The organism is Ruegeria sp. D1(2025) (genome assembly GCF_056536425.1).
Window position 1 is genome coordinate 281,279 of the sequence record NZ_JBQFPO010000005.1, and the last position, 25,007, is coordinate 306,285.

28 protein-coding genes are annotated in these 25,007 nt (G+C 57.5%); 18 read left to right on the plus strand and 10 right to left on the minus strand.

The window, feature by feature from the left end:
* Positions 1–151: 151 nt before the first annotated feature.
* The gene (mdh, locus tag ACR1XU_RS14530; protein ID WP_170614403.1) at positions 152–1,114 is read right to left on the minus strand and encodes a malate dehydrogenase; all 963 of its coding nucleotides are present in this window, start codon (positions 1,112–1,114) and stop codon (positions 152–154) included.
* 161 nt (positions 1,115–1,275) lie between these two features.
* Between mdh and ACR1XU_RS14535 the strand changes: the two genes are divergently transcribed.
* Positions 1,276–2,031 (plus strand): sulfite exporter TauE/SafE family protein, encoded by a 756-nt coding sequence (locus ACR1XU_RS14535; protein WP_480904763.1) that lies wholly within the window; start codon positions 1,276–1,278, stop codon positions 2,029–2,031.
* Positions 2,032–2,035: 4 nt separating this feature from the next.
* Here the strand turns inward: ACR1XU_RS14535 and ACR1XU_RS14540 are convergent, their stop codons facing one another.
* The gene (locus tag ACR1XU_RS14540) at positions 2,036–2,350 is read right to left on the minus strand and encodes a hypothetical protein (RefSeq protein ID WP_170807421.1); all 315 of its coding nucleotides are present in this window, start codon (positions 2,348–2,350) and stop codon (positions 2,036–2,038) included.
* A 167-nt stretch (positions 2,351–2,517) separates the two neighbouring features.
* On the opposite strand from ACR1XU_RS14540, the gene ACR1XU_RS14545 reads away from it, so the two are divergent.
* The 12 genes from ACR1XU_RS14545 to ACR1XU_RS14600 all read left to right on the plus strand — a co-directional run bounded on the left by ACR1XU_RS14545 (position 2,518) and on the right by ACR1XU_RS14600 (position 12,764).
* Positions 2,518–3,375 (plus strand): HpcH/HpaI aldolase/citrate lyase family protein, encoded by an 858-nt coding sequence (locus ACR1XU_RS14545; protein WP_170679705.1) that lies wholly within the window; start codon positions 2,518–2,520, stop codon positions 3,373–3,375.
* A 6-nt stretch (positions 3,376–3,381) separates the two neighbouring features.
* Entirely contained in the window at positions 3,382–3,936 is a 555-nt protein-coding gene (locus tag ACR1XU_RS14550; protein ID WP_321249260.1) for an NnrU family protein, read from the plus strand.
* 12 nt (positions 3,937–3,948) lie between these two features.
* Positions 3,949–4,155, plus strand: coding sequence for a DUF1737 domain-containing protein (locus ACR1XU_RS14555; RefSeq protein WP_170679708.1), 207 nt, complete (start codon positions 3,949–3,951; stop codon positions 4,153–4,155).
* A complete protein-coding gene (locus ACR1XU_RS14560) occupies positions 4,155–5,183 on the plus strand; it encodes a MaoC family dehydratase (RefSeq protein ID WP_480904769.1) in 1,029 nt (342 codons plus the stop codon). The genes ACR1XU_RS14555 and ACR1XU_RS14560 overlap by 1 nt, the downstream gene beginning before the upstream one ends.
* Positions 5,184–5,235: 52 nt before the next feature.
* On the plus strand, positions 5,236–5,907 hold the full coding sequence (locus ACR1XU_RS14565) for a DUF1194 domain-containing protein (RefSeq protein ID WP_480904772.1): 672 nt from the start codon (positions 5,236–5,238) through the stop codon (positions 5,905–5,907).
* A 205-nt stretch (positions 5,908–6,112) separates the two neighbouring features.
* Positions 6,113–6,499, plus strand: coding sequence for a succinate dehydrogenase, cytochrome b556 subunit (sdhC, locus tag ACR1XU_RS14570; protein WP_480813109.1), 387 nt, complete (start codon positions 6,113–6,115; stop codon positions 6,497–6,499).
* 13 nt (positions 6,500–6,512) lie between these two features.
* Positions 6,513–6,884: a succinate dehydrogenase, hydrophobic membrane anchor protein gene (gene sdhD / locus ACR1XU_RS14575; protein WP_170614412.1), complete on the plus strand. Its 372-nt coding sequence runs from the start codon at positions 6,513–6,515 to the stop codon at positions 6,882–6,884.
* Positions 6,885–6,903: 19 nt separating this feature from the next.
* Positions 6,904–8,709, plus strand: coding sequence for a succinate dehydrogenase flavoprotein subunit (gene sdhA / locus ACR1XU_RS14580; RefSeq protein ID WP_480904775.1), 1,806 nt, complete (start codon positions 6,904–6,906; stop codon positions 8,707–8,709).
* Between the two features lie 63 nt (positions 8,710–8,772).
* Positions 8,773–10,440 (plus strand): glycosyltransferase family protein, encoded by a 1,668-nt coding sequence (locus ACR1XU_RS14585; RefSeq protein WP_480904778.1) that lies wholly within the window; start codon positions 8,773–8,775, stop codon positions 10,438–10,440.
* A gap of 97 nt (positions 10,441–10,537) precedes the next feature.
* A complete protein-coding gene (locus ACR1XU_RS14590) occupies positions 10,538–11,317 on the plus strand; it encodes a succinate dehydrogenase iron-sulfur subunit (protein WP_480904781.1) in 780 nt (259 codons plus the stop codon).
* 136 nt (positions 11,318–11,453) lie between these two features.
* Positions 11,454–11,600 carry a hypothetical protein gene (locus ACR1XU_RS14595; RefSeq protein ID WP_480904784.1) on the plus strand — a complete coding sequence of 49 codons (147 nt, stop codon included), beginning with the start codon at positions 11,454–11,456 and terminating at the stop codon, positions 11,598–11,600.
* A 318-nt stretch (positions 11,601–11,918) separates the two neighbouring features.
* Complete coding sequence (locus ACR1XU_RS14600) at positions 11,919–12,764, plus strand: urea carboxylase-associated family protein (RefSeq protein WP_480904787.1); 846 nt, start codon at positions 11,919–11,921, stop codon at positions 12,762–12,764.
* Positions 12,765–12,807: 43 nt separating this feature from the next.
* Here ACR1XU_RS14600 and deoD read toward each other — a convergent pair whose 3' ends face one another.
* From deoD to ACR1XU_RS14615, 3 genes are all read right to left on the minus strand, one after another.
* Positions 12,808–13,521: a purine-nucleoside phosphorylase gene (gene deoD / locus ACR1XU_RS14605; protein ID WP_480904790.1), complete on the minus strand. Its 714-nt coding sequence runs from the start codon at positions 13,519–13,521 to the stop codon at positions 12,808–12,810.
* A 16-nt stretch (positions 13,522–13,537) separates the two neighbouring features.
* Positions 13,538–13,855, minus strand: coding sequence for an H-NS histone family protein (locus tag ACR1XU_RS14610; RefSeq protein WP_170614421.1), 318 nt, complete (start codon positions 13,853–13,855; stop codon positions 13,538–13,540).
* Between the two features lie 122 nt (positions 13,856–13,977).
* A complete protein-coding gene (locus tag ACR1XU_RS14615; RefSeq protein ID WP_480904793.1) occupies positions 13,978–15,945 on the minus strand; it encodes a methylmalonyl-CoA mutase family protein in 1,968 nt (655 codons plus the stop codon).
* Between the two features lie 143 nt (positions 15,946–16,088).
* Here ACR1XU_RS14615 and ACR1XU_RS14620 point away from each other — a divergent pair, with 143 nt between their 5' ends.
* From ACR1XU_RS14620 to ACR1XU_RS14635, 4 genes are all read left to right on the plus strand, one after another.
* Positions 16,089–17,477, plus strand: a complete 1,389-nt coding sequence (locus ACR1XU_RS14620) for a 1-acyl-sn-glycerol-3-phosphate acyltransferase (RefSeq protein ID WP_480491315.1) — start codon at positions 16,089–16,091, stop codon at positions 17,475–17,477.
* 113 nt (positions 17,478–17,590) lie between these two features.
* Positions 17,591–18,877 (plus strand): crotonyl-CoA carboxylase/reductase, encoded by a 1,287-nt coding sequence (gene ccrA / locus ACR1XU_RS14625; RefSeq protein WP_170614424.1) that lies wholly within the window; start codon positions 17,591–17,593, stop codon positions 18,875–18,877.
* Positions 18,878–19,081: 204 nt separating this feature from the next.
* Positions 19,082–19,300, plus strand: a complete 219-nt coding sequence (locus tag ACR1XU_RS14630; protein WP_170614121.1) for a hypothetical protein — start codon at positions 19,082–19,084, stop codon at positions 19,298–19,300.
* Positions 19,239–19,958 (plus strand): LuxR family transcriptional regulator, encoded by a 720-nt coding sequence (locus tag ACR1XU_RS14635; protein WP_170614425.1) that lies wholly within the window; start codon positions 19,239–19,241, stop codon positions 19,956–19,958. The genes ACR1XU_RS14630 and ACR1XU_RS14635 overlap by 62 nt, the downstream gene beginning before the upstream one ends.
* Before the next feature lie 48 nt (positions 19,959–20,006).
* On the opposite strand, the gene ACR1XU_RS14640 is transcribed toward ACR1XU_RS14635, so the two are convergent.
* The 3 genes from ACR1XU_RS14640 to ACR1XU_RS14650 all read right to left on the minus strand — a co-directional run bounded on the left by ACR1XU_RS14640 (position 20,007) and on the right by ACR1XU_RS14650 (position 21,297).
* Positions 20,007–20,426 carry an excalibur calcium-binding domain-containing protein gene (locus ACR1XU_RS14640; RefSeq protein ID WP_480904797.1) on the minus strand — a complete coding sequence of 140 codons (420 nt, stop codon included), beginning with the start codon at positions 20,424–20,426 and terminating at the stop codon, positions 20,007–20,009.
* A 72-nt stretch (positions 20,427–20,498) separates the two neighbouring features.
* Positions 20,499–20,906 (minus strand): universal stress protein, encoded by a 408-nt coding sequence (locus tag ACR1XU_RS14645; protein ID WP_170614427.1) that lies wholly within the window; start codon positions 20,904–20,906, stop codon positions 20,499–20,501.
* A gap of 70 nt (positions 20,907–20,976) precedes the next feature.
* Entirely contained in the window at positions 20,977–21,297 is a 321-nt protein-coding gene (locus tag ACR1XU_RS14650; protein WP_170614428.1) for an antibiotic biosynthesis monooxygenase family protein, read from the minus strand.
* Between the two features lie 141 nt (positions 21,298–21,438).
* Between ACR1XU_RS14650 and ACR1XU_RS14655 the strand changes: the two genes are divergently transcribed.
* On the plus strand, positions 21,439–22,101 hold the full coding sequence (locus tag ACR1XU_RS14655) for a hypothetical protein (RefSeq protein ID WP_170614429.1): 663 nt from the start codon (positions 21,439–21,441) through the stop codon (positions 22,099–22,101).
* 43 nt (positions 22,102–22,144) lie between these two features.
* On the opposite strand, the gene ACR1XU_RS14660 is transcribed toward ACR1XU_RS14655, so the two are convergent.
* Together ACR1XU_RS14660 and ACR1XU_RS14665 are read right to left on the minus strand one after the other, a co-directional pair.
* Positions 22,145–24,433, minus strand: a complete 2,289-nt coding sequence (locus ACR1XU_RS14660; protein WP_480904801.1) for a glycosyl hydrolase family 28-related protein — start codon at positions 24,431–24,433, stop codon at positions 22,145–22,147.
* A 137-nt stretch (positions 24,434–24,570) separates the two neighbouring features.
* Positions 24,571–24,972, minus strand: coding sequence for a DUF4864 domain-containing protein (locus tag ACR1XU_RS14665; protein ID WP_170679728.1), 402 nt, complete (start codon positions 24,970–24,972; stop codon positions 24,571–24,573).
* Between the last annotated feature and the right edge of the window lie 35 nt (positions 24,973–25,007).

Genomic DNA, 25,007 nt, shown 5'->3' on the forward strand with positions numbered 1-25,007 from the left:
CGGCACTGGAAAACATATTCAAAAAAGGCATTTGCGACGTTTGCGCCAACACTGCCGATCGGGCTTTGCCCTGAAATCCGTCGTCGTCCGGATAGTATGAAAAAAGAGCCGGCCCGAAACGGACCGGCTCAACTTTAGTGCAGGCGCGAGATTAGCTCAGCGAGCCGTCGATGCCCTTGCAGGCTTCGATCAGGCCTTTGACGGCGTTGACCGAGTTGTCGAACCCGGCCTGCTCGTCTTCGTTCAGCTTGATGTCGACGATCCGCTCGATGCCGCCGGCACCGATAACGGTCGGCACACCAACATACATCCCATCGACGCCGAACTCACCGTTGCAATAGGCCGCGCAAGGCAGAACGCGCTTTTGGTCTTTCAGATAGGCCTCGGCCATTTCGATCGCCGAGGTGGCGGGCGCGTAATAAGCCGAACCGGTTTTCAGCAGGCCAACGATTTCGGCGCCGCCGTCACGGGTGCGCTGCACGATGGCGTCCAGTTTCTCCTGCGTGGTCCAGCCCATCTCGACCAGATCGGGCAGCGGGATGCCGGCGACGGTCGAATAACGGACCGACGGCACCATGGTGTCGCCGTGGCCGCCCAGGACAAAGGCGGTGACGTCGCGCATCGAGACGTTGAACTCTTCCGACAGGAAATGCGCAAAGCGCGCCGAATCCAGAACGCCCGCCATACCGCAGACCTTGTTGTGGGGCAGACCCGAGAATTCGCGCAGGGCCCAGACCATCGCGTCCAGCGGGTTGGTGATGCAGATCACGAATGCGTCGGGGGCGTGGGCCGCGATGCCTTCGCCGACCGACTTCATGACTTTCAGGTTGATGCCCAGCAGGTCATCGCGGCTCATTCCCGGCTTGCGGGCCACGCCTGCGGTGACGATGCAGACATCAGCGCCCGCGATATCCGCATAGTCGCTTGTGCCGGACATGGCCGCGTCAAAGCCCTCGGACGGGCCGGACTCGGCAATGTCGAGCGCTTTGCCCTGCGGCAGCCCGTCAGCAATGTCAAACAGGACAACGTCACCCAGTTCCTTGACAGCTGCAAGGTGCGCGAGCGTGCCGCCGATGTTCCCCGCGCCGATCAGCGCAATCTTGGGTCTGGCCATTTGGAATATCTCCGGTCGGTTTTGAAATCGCGGTTTTGCTAGTCCTTAAATGGGTTTCGCGCAAGGGCCGCGCAGCGCGGCATGCGACCGCATACCGTTTGCGCCGGGCAATCAGTTTGCGCTAAACCGGCTGGGAAATATGCCAAATCGGGGCCGCCCGCATGTTCGATCTGAACCTGATGTTTTTTGCCGTGGCGATCCCGGCGGTGATATTTGCGGGGATTTCCAAGGGCGGTTTCGGCTCGGGCGTGGCTTTTGCGTCCTCGTCGATTCTGGCGCTGATCCTCGAGCCGGGGCAGGCGCTTGCCCTGATGCTGCCGATCCTGATGGTGATCGATGTGGCCACCCTGGGGCCCTACTGGAAACGCTGGAGCTGGCCGGATTCGCGCCTGTTGATCCTGGGTGGCGTGCCGGGCGTGGCGCTGGGCGCATGGCTCTATCGCGCCACCGATGACGACCTGCTGCGACTACTGATCGGCGGAATCTCGGTCGGGTTCGTGATTTGGCATCTCGCGCAAACCCGGGGCTGGGTGCGCGGCTTTGCCAACCGGCTGCCGCCTTCGGCAGGTCTGACAGCCGGTCTGGTGGCAGGCTTCACCAGCTTTGTCAGCCATGCCGGCGGTCCGCCCGCCGCCGTCTATCTTCTGTCACAGCGCCTGTCGAAGACCGAGTTTCAGGCCTCGACCGTTCTGGTGTTCTGGGTGATCAACGTCGCCAAGTTCATCCCCTATGCATTTCTCGGCCTGTTCACCTGGCATACCGCGCTGGTGGACCTTCTGCTGGCGCCCTTCGCCATTCTCGGCGCCTGGCTGGGCGTCCGGGCGCACTGGATGATGTCCGAGCGCCTGTTCTTTGGCATCGCCTACGTCCTGCTGACCCTGACCGGAACCAAGCTGATCTGGGATGCACTGACCTGACGGGTCAGATCTTGTCACCTTTTGGCGGCAGCGCATCCGCCAGCGCCTCATAGGATTGACCTGATGCGACCAGACACGCCATACCGTCAGGCAAGGTGACGATGATGGTCCAACTGCCGGTTTCGTCTGACGCGTAGATCTCCATCACCGCGCCTTGGCGGGCAATTCCGATGCCTTTTCGTGTTTCGCCGTATGTGGCCGCCAACCGCTCGATTACGTCCGGGCGCAGGGCGCAGGTGCCCGGCCGGGCAAAGACCTGCTGCGCGGCGGCGACCATGATTATCAGACCCAATGTCATCCTCAGAACCGTCATCCTCATATCCGACCCCTTTGCTGTAAGACCTCAAAAGCTGGCGGCAGAGGTGTGAAATCCGGTTAAGCCGCCGAGCGTTGCGTGCCGATGCTGCGCTGCGGCGATTTTTGCCTTGAACTTTCCGGTAAAAAATGCCCCATTCCGCGCAACATTATTTCTTTGGGAGAAGACAGATGGACCCGCGCCAGCGCCCCTATCGTTCCGTTCTTTATATCCCCGGTTCGAAAGAACGGGCGCTGGACAAGGCGCGCACTCTGCCTGTGGACGCGATTATTTTCGATCTGGAGGATGCGGTTGCAGCAGACGAAAAGGACAATGCGCGCGAAACGCTGAAAGGTGCTCTGGCCCAAGGCGGTTACGGCAACAGAGTCCGGATCGTGCGAATCAACGGTCTGGACACCGAATGGGGCCGCGCCGATGCCGAGGCCGTGCGCGACATGGACGCAGACGTCGTGCTGCTGCCCAAGGTCAACTCTGCCGCAGATGTGGACGCGCTGGCGGCCATCACCGGCGATCTGCCAATTTGGGCGATGATGGAAACCCCGCGCGGCATGCTGAACGCGGCTGAAATCGCGGCGCATCCCCTGATGGCCGGATTTGTCATGGGAACCAACGATCTGGCCAAGGAACTGCAAACCCGGTTCCGCCCGGACCGCCTGCCTCTGATGACCTCATTGGGCCTGTGCCTGCTGGCCGCCAAGGCCGAGGGCCTCATTATCGTCGACGGCGTCTACAACGCCTTCAAGGACAATGACGGGTTGGCCGCCGAATGCGCGCAGGGTCGCGACATGGGCTTTGACGGCAAGACGCTGATCCACCCGGCGCAGGTCGACGTCACCAATGCGGCCTACGCGCCATCGGACGCCGAGATCGATCTGGCCCGTCGTCAGATCACCGCCTTTGAAGAAGTCGAGGCCCAGGGGCAGGGGGTTGCTGTCGTCGATGGGAAGATTGTTGAAAACCTTCACGTTGTAACCGCACGGGAAATTCTGGCAAAAGCAGAGGCAATATTGGCTTTGCAAGCGGGGTAGCCGGCAATGGGTTTTCTTCTTCTGATTCTTGGTGTGGCGCTTTGGTGGGCGGCGCATCTGTTCAAACGCGTCCGTCCGGAACAGCGCGCCGCCATGGGCGAAAAGGGCAAGGGCGCGGTGGCATTGGCGCTGCTGGTGTCGGTCCTGCTGATGATTTTCGGCTACCGCATGACCGATTTCATCCATGTGTGGTCGCCGCCGACCTTCATGATCCACATCAACAACCTGTTGGTCCTGATCGCGATATTCATGATGAGCCCCGCAGGAACCAAGGGAAAGCTGCTCAACGGCATGCGCCACCCCATGCTGGCCGGGTTCAAGACATGGGCCTTCGCGCACCTGCTGGTAAACGGTGATCTGGCGTCGATCATCCTGTTCGGCGGGCTTCTGGCCTGGGCTGTAGTCGAGGTGATCGTGATCAACCGGTCCGAGCCTGAATGGACGCCCGGCGAACCCGGCACTTATGGCAAGGACGCGATGTTCTTTGTGGCTTCGATCGTTCTCCTGGGCGTCATCGGTTATATCCACGGGCTGGTCGGCCCTTCACCTTTCCCCTCGTAAGGAGCTGACAATATGGCATTGCTCTACCGTCTCCTGACCGAGGAAGACACGTCAGCCTTCTGCCACAAGGTTTCGGACGCGCTGGCCAAAGGGTGGGAACTGCACGGATCACCGTCCTACGCATTCGATCCGGCCGGCAACGTCATGCGCTGCGCGCAGGCCGTGACCAAAGAGGTTGCGGCCGACTATTCACCTGACATGAAACTGGGACAACAATAATGGCAAAGACAAATCCGGGTCATTTCTTCGAGGATTATTCGGTCGGGCAGGTTCTGCATCACGCGGTGCCCCGCACCGTCACGACCGGCGAGCGTGCACTGTATCACGCGCTTTATCCCGCGCGGCACGCGCTTTACTCCTCGGATGAATTTGCCCGGAATTGCGGCCTGCCGCAAAGTCCGATTGACGATCTGGCCGCCTTTCACGTCGTGTTCGGCAAAACGGTCCCCGACATCTCGCTGAACGCGGTGGCCAATCTGGGCTATGCCGAGGGCCGCTGGCTGCAACCGGTCTATCCCGGCGATACGCTGCGGTCGGAATCCGAGGTGATCGGGCTCAAGCAGAACTCGAACGGCAAGACCGGTGTGGTTTGGGTGCGTACCCGCGGGCTGAACCAGCGCGACGAAGTTGTGATCGAGTATGTCCGCTGGGTCATGGTGCGCAAAGCGAACCCTGATGCCCCTGCGCCGGAAACGGTTGTGCCGGATCTGAAAAAAGTGCTGGACCCGCGGGATCTGGTGGTGCCGCAGGGCCTCGATTTCTCGAAATATGACTTTGTACAATCCGGCGAATCCCACCGTTGGGATGCGTACAAAACAGGCGAAACAATCGATCACGTCGACGGCGTGACCGTGGAAGAGGCCGAGCACATGCTGGCCACCCGCCTGTGGCAGAACACCGCCAAGGTTCATTTCGATCTGACCTTCCGACCCGAAGGACGTCTGATCTATGGCGGCCACGTCATCTCGATGGCACGTGCGCTGTCGTTCAACGGGCTGGCAAACGCGCAGATGATCGTCGGCCTGAACGGTGGTGCCCACGCCAATCCGTGCTTTGCCGGCGACACGATCAAGGCGTGGAGCGAGGTTCTGGACAAGGCCGAAACCGGCACGCCCGGCATTGGTGCCATCCGTCTGCGACTGGTGGCGACCAAGGGGGGTGAACCGTTTGGGTTGAAAAACAATGACGGAAAATACCTGCCGGACGTTCTTTTGGATCTGGACTACTGGGCCCTGATGCCGATCTGACAGATTACATTCATTTGAACGCAGATCGCGCCAACCATGCTAATCTGGGTTCATGTCTTGGCTTCGCAATATTCTGGCCTGTCTCTGCTTTGCCCCTCCGGCAGCCGCGTGCGATCTTGCGCTGGCGCTGGCGGTTGACGTATCAGGATCGGTCGACGCGCAGGAGTTCCGTATTCAGATGGATGGCCTGTCTGCTGGATTGCGCGACCCGGTTGTGTCCGAGGCACTTGTCAGGGGGCAGGCGCAACTGATGCTTGTCCAGTGGACGGGGTCTTCGCGCCAAAGGATCACGATCCCCTGGACCCGCATCGACAGCTTCGAAGCGCTCGAAAGGTTTTCCCAACAGGTTTCCGATGATCCAAGGGTATGGCGCAACTTTTCCACGGCGATTGGCGAGGCACTGGAGATGACGGTTCCCAGCTTTGACGAGGTTGCGGACTGCAAACGACGCCTGATCGACATTTCCGGGGACGGGATTTCGAACGAAGGGGTTGAACCCTCGCAGTTGCATGCGGTTCTGCGCAGCCGGGGCATTACCGTAAACGCCATCGCAATCGAAGAAAGCGAGCCGGATCTGACCGCCTATTTCTTTGAGAATGTCATTGTCGGCGAGGGCGCATTTGTCGTCTCGGCGGCTGGATTTGACGATTACCCGGAGCGTATCCGCAAGAAACTGCTGCGCGAAGTGACGCAGCAGACGGCGGGCTTGCGACAGAGCAGATGAGATTCGTGATCACATTGCTTTGCCGTTGAAAACGCTAACATAGGCGGCGCAATATGTGATTTGTGATCACGAGAATATTTACCGTGATCACATATTAACTTTATCTGTGATTTTGGACCGAATATGCGGCTTTTTGCATCCGCAGCACGTGACAGACCCACAAAAAACGGTAAAACCTTCGGTAGCCAACCGAAAAGGAGCCGCCATGGCCGATGTTAATCGGGGCAACCGCCCGCTTTCTCCGCATCTGTCGATTTATCGTCCGCAGCTGACGTCGGTCACGTCCATCCTGACGCGCATCACCGGCAACGCCATGATCGTGGCCGCTTTGCTGATCGTCTGGTGGTTCCTGGCCGCTGCCACATCGCCCGAAGCGTTCGCACGGGCCAACTGGTGGCTGACCTCGGTTCTGGGCGATCTGATCATGGCCTTTTCGTTGCTCGGCCTGTGGTATCACCTGCTGGCGGGCGTGCGCCATCTTATCTGGGACAACGCTGTGGGGTTGGACATTCCAACCGCCTACAAGCTGGGTTGGGCCGTGGTGATCGGTTCCGTTGTACTGACCGTTCTGACCCTTTTGATTGTCGGATAATTAGGAGGCCCTCATGCGTTATCTTACCGACCGCAAGCGTGCGATTGGCCTGGGCTCTGCCAAGTCCGGCACGGCTCATTTCTGGGCGATGAAGGTCAGCTCGGTTGCATTGCTGATCCTTGTACCGCTGTTTATTTTCACTTTTGGACCGATTTTGGGACAGCCGTTTGACGTGGTGCTCGACTACTATGCGCGCCCGTTCCCGGCCATTGTCGCCGCGCTGACCCTGGCGGTTGGTTTCAAGCACTTCGCCGACGGCGCGCAGGTGATGATCGAGGACTACGTGCATGGCACGATGAAAAAGGTCCTGATCATCCTGACAATCTGCCTGTCCTACGCCGCTGCCGCCGCTGGCATCTTTGCCATCGCGCGCATCGCCTTGTAACACCCCGGAGCTGAACGAAATGGCTGCATACGAATACGAAACACACGAATATGACGTGGTCGTTGTCGGCGCTGGCGGGGCAGGTTTGCGCGCCACGCTGGGCATGGCCGAGCAGGGGCTTCGCACAGCCTGCGTAACCAAGGTTTTCCCGACCCGTTCGCACACGGTTGCCGCGCAGGGCGGTATTGCCGCGTCGCTGGCCAATATGGGCCCCGACAACTGGCAATGGCACATGTACGACACCGTCAAAGGCTCGGACTGGCTGGGTGATACCGACGCGATGGAGTATCTTGCGCGCGAGGCCCCAAAAGCGGTTTACGAACTGGAACATTACGGTGTGCCGTTCAGCCGGACCGAAGAGGGTAAAATCTATCAGCGTCCCTTTGGCGGTCACACTACCGAGTTCGGCGAAGGCCCCGCAGTGCAGCGCACTTGCGCGGCGGCTGACCGAACCGGTCACGCAATTCTGCACACGCTTTACGGCCAATCGCTGAAGAACAATGCTGAATTCTACATCGAGTATTTCGCCATCGACCTGATCATGTCCGAAGACGGGCAGTGTCAGGGTGTCGTCTGCTGGAAGCTGGACGACGGCACGATGCACGTCTTCAATGCCAAGATGGTTGTGCTGGCCACGGGTGGTTACGGCCGCGCCTATTTCAGCGCCACCTCGGCCCACACCTGCACCGGTGACGGTGGCGGCATGGTGGCCCGTGCCGGTCTGGCGCTGCAGGATATGGAGTTCGTTCAGTTCCACCCAACCGGCATCTATGGGTCCGGCTGCCTGATCACCGAAGGTGCACGGGGCGAGGGCGGATACCTGACCAACTCGGAAGGCGAACGGTTCATGGAGCGCTATGCGCCCCAGTACAAGGACCTTGCGCCACGTGACTATGTCTCGCGTTCGATGACCATGGAAATCCGCGAAGGACGCGGTGTTGGCAAGGACGGGGATCACATTCACCTGAACCTGAGCCACCTGCCGGCAGAAGCGTTGGCCGAACGTCTGCCGGGCATTTCGGAAAGCGCCAAGATCTTTGCCGGCGTTGACGTCACCAAGGAACCGATTCCGGTACTGCCGACCGTGCACTACAACATGGGCGGTATTCCAACGAACTATTGGGGCGAGGTTCTGAACCCGACCGCCGACGACCCGACCGCCGTGGTTCCGGGCCTAATGGCCGTGGGTGAGGCAGGATGTGCCTCGGTGCATGGTGCGAACCGTCTGGGGTCGAACTCGCTGATCGACCTGGTGGTCTTTGGCCGTGCGGCAGCGATCCGCGCCGGTAAAGTTGTGGACGCAGATACGGCGAACCCTGTTTTGAATCAGGCGTCGGTCGACAAGGCCTTCGACAGGTTTGACGCCGTGCGCAATGCCGATGGTGCAATCCCGACCGCCGATCTGCGGCTCGAGATGCAGCGGACCATGCAGGCCGATGCAGCCGTGTTCCGGACTGCAAAGACCATGGCGGAAGGCGTCGAAAAGATGACCGCGATCGCGGCCAAGATGGACGACCTGAAAGTCACCGACCGCAGCCTGGTCTGGAACAGCGACCTGATGGAATCGCTGGAGCTGACAAACCTGATGCCCAGCGCGCTGGCCACCATCGTCGGCGCCGAAGCCCGCAAGGAATCGCGCGGCGCCCATGCCCATGAAGACTTCACCGAACGCGATGACAAAAACTGGCGCGTTCACACCGTCAGCCGTGTCGAGGGCAACAAGGTCGATCTCAGCTATCGCCCCGTTATTGTCGATCCGCTGACAACCGAAGATCAAGGTGGCATAAACCTGAAGAAAATCGCACCCAAGGCGCGGACGTTCTGAGGGTTCGGGGCAAGGTAAAACTCTGAGGTTTTGATTGCATGAGTTGTCGGAGAAAACGTCGGAATGGCTGAGCAACACCAAAAAGGTTTCCACCTTGCTGATGGGCTTGACTATCTGGAATTCCTCCGGCGTCTGCACGTGAATCTGAAACCGGAATGGTATTTCGAGGTTGGAACCCAGACAGGTGCCAGTCTGCGTTTGAGCGATGCGAAATCCATATCGGTCGATCCCAGTTTCGCGGTGCGACACGAACTGATCGGTGCAAAACCCGAGCTATATCTGTTCCAGCAAACCAGCGACGAATTTTTCGCTGAAAACCGGCTTGCCGTTCTTGGGGTCACCGTCGATCTGGCGTTCCTTGACGGTATGCATTTGATGGAATTCCTGCTGCGCGACTTCATCAACACCGAGCGGTACTGTTCCGCGGATAGCGTGATCGTGATGCACGATTGCGTCCCCTGGAACAGCGCCATCACGGCCCGCCAGCGTGGTCAGGGTCCGACCAGCGACTGGACGGGTGATGTATGGAAAATCGTTCCTATTCTTCAGGCGTATCGTCCGGACCTGGAGCTTGAGATCGTCGATTGCGCACCGACGGGTCTCGTAATCGTCACGGGCCTTGATCCGGACAGCAACGTGCTGTCCGACGCATATGACGAAATACTGGCCAGGTTTAAGGATACCGATATCGAAGAATACGGTGTCGAGCGATATTTCGATGCAGTCGATATTGTTCCCGCCGAACAAAGCCGGTGGCTTTCTGCATGTCCAAGGCTGTTGCCCGCCGATTGGAAGCGAAACCCGGATGTATCCATCAAAGTAGCCGCACCCAACCGTGAGACGCAGACTGCTTGGGGGGATTACTATTTCGCGCTCGGCTTGGCCAAGGAATTTTCGCGGCTGGGATATAAAACGACGATCGACCCGGCGGATGAATGGTACAAGAACACGAAACCCGGCGGTATTGATCTGGTATTGAAGGGACGTGCCAACTTTGGAAAACAAAGGGGACGAACTTGCCTGTATTGGGCGATCTCGAAGGGGATTCGAAAGATAAACTACGACGAGGCCGACCATGTATTCTGGGCATCCGGGCTGATGTATGCTGCCGCTTTGGAAAGCGAGATGGCAGAGAAATCGTCTCTGTTGCCTCAAGGGTTCGATTCACACACCATGCACCCTCGTGAAAACCTTCGCGGAGACGGGATCGTTTTCGTCGGCAGAAGCCGCGCAGGATTTGAGCGCGTTTCCGTCGGGTACGCTGCCCGCTCTGAACGCGACCTGAACATCTGGGGACCGGGTTGGAAGGCCAGCGAATATGCTGAGTTCGTACGCGGTGATCGAGTTGAAAACAGCCGCCTGTCCGAAGTCTATTCGCAAGCAGACATTGTGCTGAATGATCATACTCCGCAGATGAAGGAGAATGGCCAGACGTCCAATCGTATATTCGACACACTGGCTTGTGGCTCAGTGCCTCTTTCCGACGACGTCAGATGGTTGCCCGAAGATCTGCGTGAGTATGTATATTTGTTTGACGACGAAGAAAGCTTTGGTAAAGCCATTGAAGCTGCGTCATCTGAAACCGATGCAAAACGCCGTAAGCGCCTGAAATTTGCCAGCCAGATGCGCGAGACTCATTCGTTTGAGGCCAGAGTCCGAACTATTCTGGAAGTGGTCGAAACACTTCCCGTTGAAGGCGAACATAAAACCGCAGCGGAGGTCAGCCAGTGAAAAAAGCTTGTCCCGCCTGCGGTGGACCTGAACGCCGCTATCCCGCGCTGAACAAGTGCGGGCCTGAACTGCCGATGCCCTGCCGGAGAGTCCAAAAATGGTTCAATTAACGCTTCCCAAGAATTCCCGTATCACGACAGGAAAAACCTGGCCCAGGCCGGACGGCGCCCGCAACGTGCGCAAGTTTCAGATTTATCGCTGGAACCCGGATGACGGGCAGAACCCGCGCGTGGATACGTATTTCGTTGATATGGACGATTGCGGCCCGATGGTTCTGGACGCGCTGATTTATATCAAGAACAAAGTGGATCCGACCTTGACGTTCCGCCGCTCGTGCCGTGAAGGCATCTGCGGTTCCTGCGCAATGAATATCGACGGGATCAACACGCTGGCTTGTATCTACGGCATGGATGAGATCAAGGGCGACGTGAAGATTTATCCTCTGCCGCACATGCCGGTGGTCAAGGATCTGATCCCCGACCTGACGCATTTCTACGCGCAACACGCCTCCATCATGCCGTGGCTGGAAACCAAGACCAACCGCCCGGCGAAAGAGTGGAAGCAATCCATCGAGGATCGCAAGAAATTGGATGGCCTTTACGAATGCGTTATGTGCGCCAGCTGCTCGACATCCTGCCCCAGTTACTGGTGGAACGGTGATCGTTACCTAGGCCCCGCCGCTCTGCTGCACGCCTATCGGTGGATCATCGACAGCCGGGACGAGGCCACGGGCGAGCGCCTGGATGAATTGGAAGATCCGTTCAAGCTGTATCGCTGCCATACGATCATGAACTGCGCCAAGACTTGCCCCAAGGGGCTTAATCCGGCCAAGGCTATTGCCGAGATCAAGAAAATGATGGTTGAGCGCGCCGTTTAATCGAAACACGACAATATGCGCTTGCCGCCTTGCGGCAAGCGCATTGCCCGTCTGCAAAATTGTATGATGTAGCGGTGACCCTGCAGCTATATCTTTGCGACAGGGAGGAGTGACAGGATCTAACGGGGTCACTCCGATGAAAAAATCTAAAGACAACAAAAAGATCAACGCGTCCGAAGCATTGGAAATTCTGGGTCAGGCCTGGGCCTATTACACGCCGGAACCTGTGCTGAGGCTGGCTGAGGGTGAGCCTGAGTTGTTCGAATACGCAAACGCAGCTTGATGCGCGCGGCAAGGGCAACCCTCTTGAAATTCACCGGCAGATGAGCAAAGCAGAACCATGCCAGTTCTTCTGCTTTTGCTCGCTGCGGGTGTTATTGCCTATTTCTTTTGGAGGTCGCGCCATTCGTCTCTGACCCGGGATTGCCGGTGGCGTCAGCATCTGAAAGAGGGCACGTGGTCCTGCGCGTTTTGTGGGGCCGTTGTCCAAACAAATGATCAGCCTATGCAATGCCTGAGGAATCAGGCTTAGCCGGAACGCCGAGGCTTTTCAGGTCGGGCGATATGAGGCACTCTGGCCAAAAAGCTGGATGGACTGAAGATGGCTCTGCCCCCTGAAGATGCTGCGGCCCGTCGGGCGATAAAACCGGTGATCTGTTATCCTAATGACACTTTGCCCATACCTGATCTTGCGCTGTACCGGCGCGTCCGAAAGGATGCGATAAAGACGGATGTGGTGTTGGTGCCCCCGCGCGATGCCCGGTGTTTCGAGGTGCCGGCGGGTCATTTCTTTCGCATCACTTCTGTCGAAGGGCCGCAGGTCGGCGATCTGAATATATGGAATCTCAACGACTTATCGGAACGATTCTATTCCGGAAAGTCCCGCGCCCTGCATGGCACGCATCTGACAGTCGGAGAGCGGATGTGGTCAAGCTTTCCCAACCTGCGCCCTTTGGCCACGATTGTCGAAGACACGCTGGACTGGTACGGGATCGACGAATTTGGCGGGTCCGTACATGATGTGATTGGAACCCGGTGTGATCCTTACACCGGAAACCTGTTGTCGGGGACGCAATACCACCATTGCTGCCACTCCAATCTGACCCGCGCACTGGCGGACCATCTGGGAATTGAGATGTCCGAGGCTGAGCAGGCAGTTCACGACGTCCTTAACGTTTTCATGTGCACCGGATTCACGCGAGATACCGGTCAGTATTTCATGAAGGCGTCACCCGTCCGTCCGGGCGATTACCTGGAGTTCTTTGCCGAGATCGACCTGTTAGGCAATCTGAGCGCATGTCCGGGCGGGGATTGTTCATCCGTGCATTCTTCGGATACCGCAACCTGCCATCCGTTGCTGGTTGAAGTCTTTGCCCCGTTGGACGGTGCGCTGGACGGCTGGGCAAGCCCTGATCCGAACGGTTATAACCGGTCGCATGGGCGTTAGCCTGACGGGGCAACAAGGGGCGAAAGGATCGCCCCTAGCTTGGTCACGTCGCGTCCGGGAACGCGGCTTGCAATGCGATTTCGACCATGTCGCCAAAGCTGCTTTCACGTTCTGACGACGGCAGTGCCTCGCCGGTCAGCAAATGGTCTGAAACGGTCAGAACCGCCAGCGCCCGGCATTTGTGGCGGGCGGCCAGAATATACAGCTCTGCGGCTTCCATCTCGACGCCCAGAATCCCGTGCCGGACCATCTGTTCATTCAGATCGGGACGCTCATCGTAGAATACGTCCGACGAATAGATGCCGCCGACATGCGTGGTCGTGCCCTTGGCTTGCGCGGCGCTGGCTGCGGCCTGCAACAAGCTCCAATCGGCGCAGGGGGCAAAATTCAGCTCTTTCATGATCCCGCGCGAAGGCGTGCTGAGCGTGGTCGAGGTCATGGCCAGAATAACGTCACGGATATTGACGTTGTCCTGCATTCCGCCGCACGAGCCGATGCGGATCAGGGTTTTCGCGCCATAATCACGGATCAGTTCATTGACGTAAATTGACAGGGACGGCATTCCCATGCCGCTGCCCTGAATGGTTACAGGATTTCCCTTCCAGGTGCCGGTAAAGCCCAGCATTCCGCGCACGTCATTGATTTTTCTGACATCCGTCAGAAACGTTTCCGCCGCCCATTTTGCCCGGTACGGATCACCGGGCAAAAGAACGGTTTCAGCGATTTCACCTTTTTCAGCGCCGATATGAATAGTCATTTTCCGGCCAGCCCTGTCAGATTTCCAGATCTGCGATATCCGCGCCCGATTTCAGCGCGTCATGTACCCATTGCGGTTTGCGACCGCGGCCAGACCAGGTCTGTTCGGGTGCGGCCGGATTACGGTATTTTGCCTTGGCTTTTGAGCCTTTGGGTCCACGCGGCGCGTCGCTCGACAATTCGGCCAGTGAAAACCCAAATTCGGCGGCAGCTTGTTCTGCCGCTTTCAAGGCGTTTTGGCGCTCGCGTTTTTCCGCTGTTTTAAGTGCCTTTTCGATCTGATCGCGCAATTCCAACAGGTCCTTGCGGGACATATTGTCCAGATTGATCCCCATTATTTCTCTCCCATTCATTTATTTTACGAAAGGCCAATTGGCCTTTCGCATCCCGAACAATGCCGTAATCCATTCATTCGGGTTTGGGAATAGAAACTGGGAATTAATCTCGGTTTTGTGCGTTATTCTGCTGCAAGGTTTTTTGGATCGGCCAAGGTGACAATATCGCCCATGATCGCATTCAGTTCGAAATTTTTTGGCGTGTAAATTCGGGCAACGCCAAATGATTTCAGTTTTGCCGCATCGTCATCCGGAATAATGCCGCCGACAATGACCGGGATATGATCCAGTCCGGCTTCGCGAAGCCGGGCCATGACATCCTGTACCAGCGGCAGGTGGCTGCCGGAGAGGATCGACAGGCCAATGACATGAGCGTCGTCCTCGATCGCAGCCGTCACGATTTCCTCGGGCGTAAGGCGGATGCCCTCATAGCTGATATCCATACCGCAATCGCGGGCACGGAAGGCGATTTGTTCGGCTCCGTTGGAATGACCGTCCAGCCCCGGCTTGCCAACCAGGAACTTTAGACGCCGCCCCAGCTTGTCGCTGACCGCGTCCACTGCGGCCCGCAGATCCTCCAGGCCTTCGGTCTTGTTCGAGACCGAGCCCGACACGCCCGTCGGGCCGCGATAGGTGCCGTACACCTTGCGCATCTCTTCGGCCCATTCGCCGGTTGTTACGCCCGCTTTGGCGGCGGCAATCGAGGGTTCCATGACGTTGGCCCCGGATTGCGCAGCCTCGCGCAACGCCGCCAGAGCCGCTGCGACCGCGTTGTCGTCGCGGTCCGCCCGCCATTCGTTCAGCCGCCCGATTTGCTCCTGTTCAACCGCCGGGTCGACGACCATGATGCCGCCATCTTCGGTTTGCAGCGGCGAAGGTTCGCCTTCGGTCCATTTGTTCACGCCGACCACGACGGTCTCATTGCGCTCGATGCGGTTCAGGCGATCCGCGTTGGAATCCACCAGCCGCGATTTCATGTATTCGATCGCGGCAACAGCACCGCCCATCGATTCGAGGTTTACCAGTTCGGCCCGCGCACCCTTTTTCAACTCTTCGACCTTTGCATCCACGGCCGGGTTGCCGTCGAACAGGTCGCCAAACTCAAGCAAGTCGGTTTCATAAGCCAGAATTTGCTGCATCCGCATCGACCATTGCTGATCCCAGGGCCGTGGCAAACCCAATGCTTCGTTCCAAGCAGGCAACTGCACCGCCCGGGCGCGCGCCTTTTTCGACAACGTCACGGCCAGCATCTCAATCAGGATGCGATAGACGTTGTTTTCCGGCTGTTGCTCGGTCAGACCAAGAGAGTTCACCTGAACGCCATAGCGGAATCGGCGGAATTTGGGGTCTTCGACCCCATACCTTTGTTGCAGGATTTCATCCCAAAGGTCGACGAATGCCCGCATTTTGCACATTTCAGTGACAAAGCGGATTCCCGCATTCACAAAGAACGAAATCCGTCCGCACAGCGCGGGGAAGTCTTCGGCCGGAACGCGCGGGCGCAGTTCGTCCAGAACGGCGATAGCGGTGGCCAGCGCATAGGCCAGTTCCTGTTCAGGTGTCGCGCCAGCCTCTTGCAGGTGATAGGAACACACGTTCATCGGGTTCCACTTCGGCACGTTGGTGTAGCAGTATTCGGCCACGTCCGCGATCATCTTCAGCGACGGTTTCGGCGGGCAGACATAGGTGCCGCGGCTCAGGTATTCCTTGATCAGATCGTTCTGAACCGTGCCCTGCAGCTTGGAGACATCCGCGCCTTGTTCTTCGGCCACGGCGATATAAAGCGCCAGCAGCCAGGGCGCGGTGGCGTTGATCGTCATCGAGGTGTTCATCTGCTCCAACGGAATCTGGTCGAACAGAACCCGCATGTCACCCAGATGGCAGACGGGCACACCCACTTTACCCACCTCGCCCCGTGCCAGCGTATGATCGCTGTCATACCCCGTTTGAGTCGGCAGATCGAAGGCAACGGACAGGCCGGTCTGCCCTTTGGCCAGGTTGCTGCGATACAGCGCGTTCGAGGCCTGTGCGGTGGAATGACCAGCATAGGTTCGGATGAGCCAGGGGCGGTCTTTCTGCATCTGCGTCATGGGTGGGCCTCGCGTTTGGGTGGGCAACATAATTTCGTCTAAGGGTTCTAAAGCGCAATTTTTGGGATATGTCAATTCGCTGCGTTGCGGCATCCCGAATTGTTCAGATTGTAGGTGTTTTGGAATAATGGCACTGTGCCGCCATGACGCAGACCGTGGAACTTCCGCTTTGGCTGTTTGTACTGATCGTGGTCTTCGCTGCGGTCACTTTTGCGTCGCATTTTCTGTTCCCGTCGGTGCGCTGGTTTTTTCGCCGCCGCCTGGAGCGGGCCGTGTCGCGCCTGAACCAGCGGCTGCAAAGACCAATTCAGCCGTTCAAGCTGGCTCGGCGGCATGACATGATCGAAAGGCTTATCTACGACCCACAGGTTGGCTATGCGGTGCAGCAACATGCACGTGAACAAGGTATCCCCGAAGGCGTTGCTTTCGAGCAGGCCCGCCGCTTTGCCCGCGAGATCGTTCCGTCGTTTTCAGCCTTTGCCTATTTCAGCTTTGCCATCCGTATCGCGCGCCTGCTGAGCAACGCGTTTTACGAAGTCCGACTGAGCCATCAGGATGAGGACGCCTTAAAGAAAATAGATCCCGACGCGACGGTTGTCTTTGTCATGAACCATCGAAGCAACATGGATTATGTACTTGTCACTTACCTGGCAGCGCAGCAATCGGCACTGTCTTACGCGGTCGGAGAATGGGCGCGCGTCTGGCCGCTGAGCCGCCTGATCCGGGCGATGGGCGCGTATTTCATCCGGCGAAAGTCGGGAAGTGACCTCTACCGTCATGTACTGGCTTGTTATGTGCGTCATGCAACCGAGGCCGGTGTTACGCAGGCGATGTTCCCCGAAGGCGGGCTGAGCCTGACCGGCGCATTGGGGCGGCCCAAGCTTGGCTTGCTTAAATACATCATAGACGGGACCACATCCGATGGACGGGATGTGGTCTTTGTTCCCGTGGCGCTGAATTACGATCGTGTACTGGAAGATACGATTCTGACCCGGGCCGCGCTGGGAAGCGAGCGGCGCTTTCGCGCAAGGATCGGGGTTGTGACGCGTTGGATGCTCAAGCAGGTCTGGCGGCGCATTATTGGTCGATACACAAGGTTCGGCCTTGCCTCTGTGCGCTATGGCGAGCCTGTTTCGCTGCGGGCCTATCGGGCAGGTGGCAGCAAGGACCTGATGACCGATCTCGCACGTCTGCTGATGGCGCGTATTGGTGAGGCGATACCCCTGGTGCCTGCGCCTGCAGCCTGTTGGCTTGTGCGCGAACATGGTGAGATGTCCGGTGCAATGCTGACCGACCTGATCGCCCGCTTCATGCAGCGGGACGGAGGCGGATCCGAATCCAACAGCGATGCGATAACGTCCGCTGTCAACCAGTTGGTCGAGCGCAGGGTATTGCGACAGGTTGACGGAAAAATCTCATCCTCAGGGCAAAGATTGGATCTTCTGAACTACTATGCCGCCTCTGCGCCAAAGGAAATCGAGACGTATTATGCTGCAGAAGCGAAAGGTCTTTCTGCAACTGCTGGGTCATAAAATTACAAAAACAGTGTCAATATCTATTGCAATGTTACTCGATGGCCAATATTCCATCGGTTAACGGGCGCGATTCTGCGTCGCGGCAAACGAACTGATTAAAGGAGGCCAACATGGCTCTGGACACCGACAGCGGTATCGCGTCGTACGAGGCACCTGAAAAAGACCTCTATGAGATGGGTGAGATCCCTCCGATGGGGTATGTCCCCAAGAAAATGTATGCCTGGGCCATCCGCAAAGAGCGCCATGGCGAGCCTGACACTGCCATGCAGCTGGAAGTGGTTGATGTGCCTGTATTGGACAGCCACGAGGTGCTGGTTCTGGTGATGGCCGCAGGTGTCAACTACAATGGCGTCTGGGCGTCGCTGGGCAAGCCGATCAGCCCGTTTGATGGCCACGGCCAGCCGTTTCACATCGCAGGTTCCGATGCTTCGGGTATCGTCTGGGCCGTGGGCGACAAGGTCACACGCTGGAAAGTCGGCGATGAGGTCGTGATCCACTGCAACCAGGATGACGGTGATGACGAGCACTGCAATGGCGGCGATCCGATGTACTCGCCCAGCCAGCGTATCTGGGGCTATGAGACTCCGGACGGCTCGTTCGCGCAGTTCACCAACGTTCAGGCTCAGCAGCTGATGCCGCGACCCAAGCACCTGACTTGGGAAGAAAGCGCCTGCTACACGCTGACGCTGGCAACCGCATACCGGATGCTGTTCGGTCACGAGCCGCATGACCTGAAGCCGGGTCAGAACGTTCTGGTTTGGGGCGCGTCGGGTGGTCTGGGCTCTTACGCGATCCAGTTGATCAATACAGCCGGCGCGAATGCGATCGGTGTGATATCAGACGAAAGCAAGCGTGACTTTGTCATGGGGCTGGGCGCCAAGGGTGTACTGAACCGCAAGGACTTCAATTGCTGGGGTCAGCTGCCCACCGTGAACACGCCGGAATATGCTGAGTGGTTCAAAGAGGCCCGCAAGTTTGGCAAAGCGATCTGGGACATCACCGGCAAGGGTGTGAACGTCGACATGGTGTTCGAACATCCGGGCGAAAGCACCTTTCCGGTCTCGACATTCGTCGTCAAAAAAGGCGGCATGGTTGTGATCTGTGCCGGCACCACCGGCTATAACCTGACCTTCGACGTGCGTTACATGTGGATGCACCAGAAGCGACTTCAGGGGTCTCACTTCGCGCATCTGAAACAAGCCGCCTCGGCCAACCAGCTGATGGTCGAACGCCGTCTTGATCCCTGCATGTCCGAGGTCTTTTCCTGGAACGAATTGCCTGCTGCGCACATGAAGATGATGCGCAACGAACACAAGCCCGGGAACATGTCCGTTCTGGTGCAGGCACCGAGAACCGGTATGCGCACACTGGAAGAGGTTCTGGACGCGCGCGACTAAGTCCACGAAAGCCAATTTCAGCGCCCGCGAATCACATTTTTGGTTCGCGGGCGTTTCTTATTTTAGAGGGACTTCAATGCTTTCAGAGAGTTGCAATATCGGTCCCCGCTATTTTTGGGGAGTAGAAAGCAGTGAATATGCGAAAAAACACTATGCATGCTATGGTTGTGTTAACCCTTCGTTAACCGTTTCGGAGAGACCCTGATGGCGCAAAATGAGTGGATACTGGACGTATTGTCGGACCTCAACGCCTTTGCTTCGGCAAACGGTTTGACCGCGCTGGCCGAGCAGCTTGACGATACCAGGCTGATCGCAGCGGCCGAAATCGCGTCCATGAAGAATGAGGTGCGGGCGCCGGCGGATGGTCACAAGACTCGATTTGAGCCAGATCCTGGAGGATTTGGAAAACACCAGCACGCTTGATGAGCTAAGCGCTATCGCTGTTCATCTCAGAGACAAGCTGCAGATTGAACACATCATCTATCACTGGGTTGATGGGGCAGGGGACCAATACGGATATACGACCTATCCCGACGCCTGGGCCGAGCGATATCAGGAAAAGAACTATCACCGGATCGACCCGGTCATAATCGGGTGCTTCCAGCGATTTCATCCTGTTGACTGGAAATCACTGGACTGGTCCGGAAAGGTCGCCAAGGCTTTTCTTCTGGACGCGCAGCAGCACGGCGTCGGCAATCAGGGTTACTCCATCCCGATCCGCGGTCCCAACGGCCAGTTTGCTCTGTTTACAGTGAACCATTCCTGCGATGACGAAACCTGGCAGGATTTCATCTCCGAAAATGGACGTGGCCTGATTCTGATTGCCCATTACTTCAACCGAAAGGCGCTGGAGTTTGAGCGTGAGCGGCAACCGGACGCTCCACGTGCCCTGTCCCCGCGCGAGATTGACGCGATGACCTTGCTTGCGCTGGGCTATAGTCGCGCTCAGGTCGCGCACTCCCTGTCGATTTCGGAACACACGCTGCGTGTCTATATTGAAAGCGCGCGGGCAAAGCTGGGCGCACAGAATACCACCCATGCCATCGCCACGGCCCTCAGCCGGGGACTGATCGTGGTTTGATGGCCTGCGGTTCCGGTTTGTCTTTGTGGATGAGCAGGTGCTCAGCCTTTAGGGCCGGACGAATTTTGCATTACCGACCGAACGCACGCTCGTGGCTGGGGGGCGTTGTTGTGTCTGTCCGGTCGAAGAGGCTTGATTGAGAATCCCGCAGGCGACACCGTCGCCATTTGGATCGTTGCGTTCATGATACCCTGGTTGGCCCCGGACGAATGGTCCCGGGACAATCTTCAGAACGGTGTCACACCCCGCCATCGCCACAAGATGAATAATGGCGTCGTTTCTTTCGTACTCGGACGTCCGCAAATAGATGTTGACGGCGACCAGTGCCGTAGTCAGGGGCAGGGCCAGAACCATGAACAGAATGCGGATCGGGGACAGAGCCCTTTTGCGCGTCGCGTCTGCCCGACGATACCGGTGAGCGGCGCGCGAATTCAGTTCGGGCTCAGGTGGTACGGATCTTTTCAACATTTCGCGCTGATCTTCGCCCGGATTTGTGGCAAAGCTTTGGCCTCGGAATGGCGAATGCTGAAGGACTGAATATCAGCGTACTACGTGAACCGCGCAGGCCGCATGGCGCACCACATGGTTGGCGGTTGATCCAAGCAACAGATCCTGCATGCCCGGTCGGTGGGAAGCTATGATGATCAGATCAGGTTTGTGCTCCTGCGCCCAATCCAGAATGGTCCGGCCGGAATGCCCTTCGACCACAACGCCCCGCGCGTTGGGAATATTTGCTGCCAGTTTGTCCAACTCGGCTTGAATGGCCCTGCGGGCTTCGGTCAGATATTCCGTCGGCATGTACGAGATCGCGTAGCTTGGAATATGTTCAACGACATGCAGCAGCGTGACCTTTGCCTCAGGGGTCGCCAGAATTTGCGCCAGTTTCAGTGGTCCGGACGTGTCACGTTCGACATCGAACGAAATGGGTACAAGAATGTTGTGATACATGACACGAGCCTCCGTTTCAGGTTTTCAAACTGAACCCAAGTTCAGTTGTGGTCTTTGATTCAGGTCAGGATCAGCCGAATGTTTCCGCGACATCATACATGACCGGTTCGAAACTTTTGCACAGCTCATTGATCTTGCGGTTCCGGTCGCGCATCTCGGGAGTGCGGAGCATGGCAAGGAAGTCTTCGCGGCGTTCCCATTGCGAGTAGTTTGCGATCCTGGTTTGGGCATCGTTGACGTGCAGACCGGCGGATACGAAACCCGGTTGTTTTGAGATGAATTCCGCATAGGCATCCGTCAGCGCCTCAAGCAGGTCCTGACAGGTCCCCGGTGTCATTTCGAATGTGGTGATAACAGTCTGAACGCTTGCGGATTTTGAAATCTGTAGCATCTGGAATCTCCTTTGGCTTTTCTCAGCCTAACACAGGAACCGGAAACGTCTCGTGTTTCGTTTTGTGTCTTCGGGAATTAGTTTCCAGAAAACAAACGAAAAACTAACGATCCGTTAACCATGCTCGGGGAAGGTGCGGTCATGATCCGCATCTTGCTTTTCCTTTTTCTGATGACATTGGCCGGTCCGGTTTTTGCCGGGGCCTGGCTGAGGGAACAGAATACCGGCTTTGTCGCGGCTGCAATCACGGGATTCAGGACCGAGGACGGCAGCTACGAATACAAATCGTCACTTTATGCAGAATGGGGGTTACGCCCCGGACTGACGATTGGGCTAGACGCCGAGGAGCACCAACACCTTTATGGCCACGCTTTGATTTTCGCCCGTACTCCGGTCGCGGATCTTGGGCGCAAAGGTCGGTTTGCCGCCGAATTTGGTGTCGGCGCACATCACCGGCAAAAAAGCGCGTGGGCCTTGTACAAGGCGACTGTGTCTTACGGAAATGGGTTTGAAAGCGGTTGGGGAAATGGCTGGATCGCGATCGACGCAGCTTTGGAATACCGCACGCACGATGCGCTGTTTCGCAAACTTGATCTGACGGCGGGGCTGTCATCTCAGCGATGGATCAATCCACTGCTGCAGCTTGAAAGCACATATACCCCCGGCCGTCCGGTTTATTGGAGCGCACGGCCGTCAGTGATGATCCGCCGAAAGGGCGGGAGTACAACTTGGGTTGTTGGTGCCGAACGGAATGCCTTCCAAAGCAACGTCGGGATCAAATTTGCCTTGTGGCGCGACTTCTGATGCGGCGGGAGTTGGCCGTCCTCCAGGGACGGCCATGTCGGCCTCAGCTGTCCATGCGTAGGGTAACGGATACTTCCCCGCTAAGTTGCTCTGGCCAGCGGAGGATCACGTCGCGAGCGCCAAAACCCTGTTCGAGCTCGGCATATGGGCTCGCGTGGCTCACACTGCCAAACACCGTTCTCAGGGGACCAAGCGTGGTTACGGCGTCGCATCCCCGAGATTTGCCCGCGAATGGGAGTTTGCCCACCGACAACACACCCCATGCAAAGGATGGCGTCTGTTGCTTGTGCCGCACCCGAACCGGGTTCTCTGAATCCGTCAGCGTTCCGTGGAATGTATTGTGTTGGAACGTGACATTCATGTGCGCGTTATTGTTCAGGTCCGCAAAGCTCGTGTCCACGCGTTCGGCCTTGTAGATACTCCCGCTCGAAGACCGGAACTTGTTTCCGGTGACGATGAAGCCGTTCAGGAAGTGGCCGGGGCCGTGCGGTCGGATAACGATGAAACTGAACCATGACGGCGCCTCGCTACAGTAAAAAATATTGTCTGTGATACTCAGCGCGCTGAAGGAATAGCCGGACGTATAGGTCGGAGCGGCATCCCGTTCATTCGTCCATTCGAAGTAGCAATTGTCGATGTAGTTCTCAGCAATGGTCGAACTGTTGTAAGTGCGCGTCAGGATCAACCCGGCGGTTCGCAACCCCTGCGGAATGCTGTCGCCCTGAAAGAAATGATTGCCCAGAATCAAGTTGTTGGTGCCGCCCAACAGAGCAAAATGCAGGAACCGAACCGCCCGATTGTGCCGCAGTTTGACATCATTCGCTGTTGCATTGAGGGCGATCGACCGGCGATCGGTAACGTTCAGGGACTCCTCGGCGGACAGGAACTGGCAATTGTCGATCAGCATGCCCTGACAACCGGTTCCGATGGATGTGATCCCCCGATCCATGGGACGGCTGATAAAGCAATTGCTTACCGCAAACGTGCTGCCGGATGGAGCCAGACGAATGGCGCTACATCTGCTGTTGCACTGAAATTCGATTTCTTCCAGGCCGAACTTCCGCAGCGTGTCGAAGCCGCTGAAATCAAGCAGATACTTGAAGCTGGTGAAGGTGAAGGTCTGTGTGCCAGCAGCATTGTAAATCGGCGCGTTCAGCGTGATTTCACCGGCACCCTCGTTCTTCGAGCGGACGTAGATCTCGCGCCCGACACCATTGCCCTGAACCAGAGCACCAACCGGAATATTCGCAACGTTGGCGACATTTGTCAGCCGGGTTTGGTCCGCAGGGTTGTAGGTTGCGACCGAGGTGAAGATCTCGGTGTCCCAGGTCGAGCTGCTTTTGACGTCAAACTGACCATTGCGGATCACGCGCCGGGTTGAAAAACCACTTTGCTTATTGGGAACGGCAGCGGCCATGTCGATGGGCTGGCTGACCGAAATCTTGCGCCCGCCCATATCCAGCGATTCATGATCTGAATTGTTCAGCAAAGCCTGAAACGCTTTTTTGAAAGCAAGCTCTTCATCGCCAAAGGCCGATATATAAGTCGGCAGGTCAAAACCTTGGGTCAGCAACAGCATCTTGTCGTCGGGCATTGTAACGGTGCCCTCAAAATCAACTTCTGACACGATGGTTGTGTTTTCTGCCAGCAAATAAGTACCCTGCGGCACAAACACACGACGGCCCCCCGCCGCCTGATCGGCTGCTTCGAACGCAAGGGAATCGTCCACAACCCCATCGCCGACTGCGCCGAAATCCGTGACATCCACGATGCTGATCATATCGCGCAGAAAAACACTCGTGATGTCGGTGATCTGAAGATCGTCAATGCGCACCACGGCCCCATTTGGCCCGTCGATATCCAGACCGAAATGTCCATACATTGCCTGTGCGCCCCACGCCATGTCGACGCCAGCCCGCTGACCAGTTCCGACTATGGCGGTAATCTCATGAACTGTGCCGTACCCCGACAATTGCGTGGCAGGCCCCTGTTCGACGACACCGGTCACGTGCACGTCGCCGGCACCACCGGCCCACCCTGCGATCCTGACGGTGGGCAAGGGACCACTGATGGCTTTGACCCGTGCCTTGATTTGCAGGTAACAGCCGGGCAGCAATGGCGTCTGCCCCATATAGCGCAAGTGTTGGGTCGTGCTCACTTTGAGGATTTCAAGACATCCGGCAAAGTTCGGATCCGAGGGCACAAATGCGCCCGTACCCGACCCGGCATATGTCGGAGACCCCGGGGTGCCATCGCCACTTGACCAGACGCCCAAACCATCTGCGAACTGAGGCGGCATAAACACGATGCCGTCGGTGATTGCCTTGTTCATTCGAATCCCTTTCCCAAGCGCTGCCGATCAGATTGCAGCGCGCACCAGACCATTGCCCGGGTGAATTCCGGGCGCGAAAGTCTGGATAACGAATGGGGATTAACCGGGTCTCATGTCACCGTGACGGTCGTGTTGCGTCAGGCTGCGGGGTCTGCTTTCCCCAGCAACTGAACCGCGTTGATTTTCCAGCCGTCTTCCTGCTGAACCATCTGATAGTCCAGGATATGGGTTTGGCCGCGACCATCCACGATCAGAACTTTCTGCCACAACGCCCCGGCAATTTCGCGCAGTTCCAGAAACCGCAGGTCCGACGGGCGCCAGACCATCGGATATCCATTGCGAACCATTGCCCCGAAATTATCGGGGTTTCGGAACAGACGCTGGATATTCGGGCTGGCGAAAGTAAAGGCGGTATCAAAATCATCGACTTTGAACGCCTGAATCTGCGCCGCTATATTTGCCTCGATTTCGGAGTTCTGGGCAAAAACGCCCGTAGCCACTGCGACAGATAACGATAAGGCAAGTAATGAACGACGCATGGGGTCACCTCCTGACGGAAGGGTAGCCCCATGCG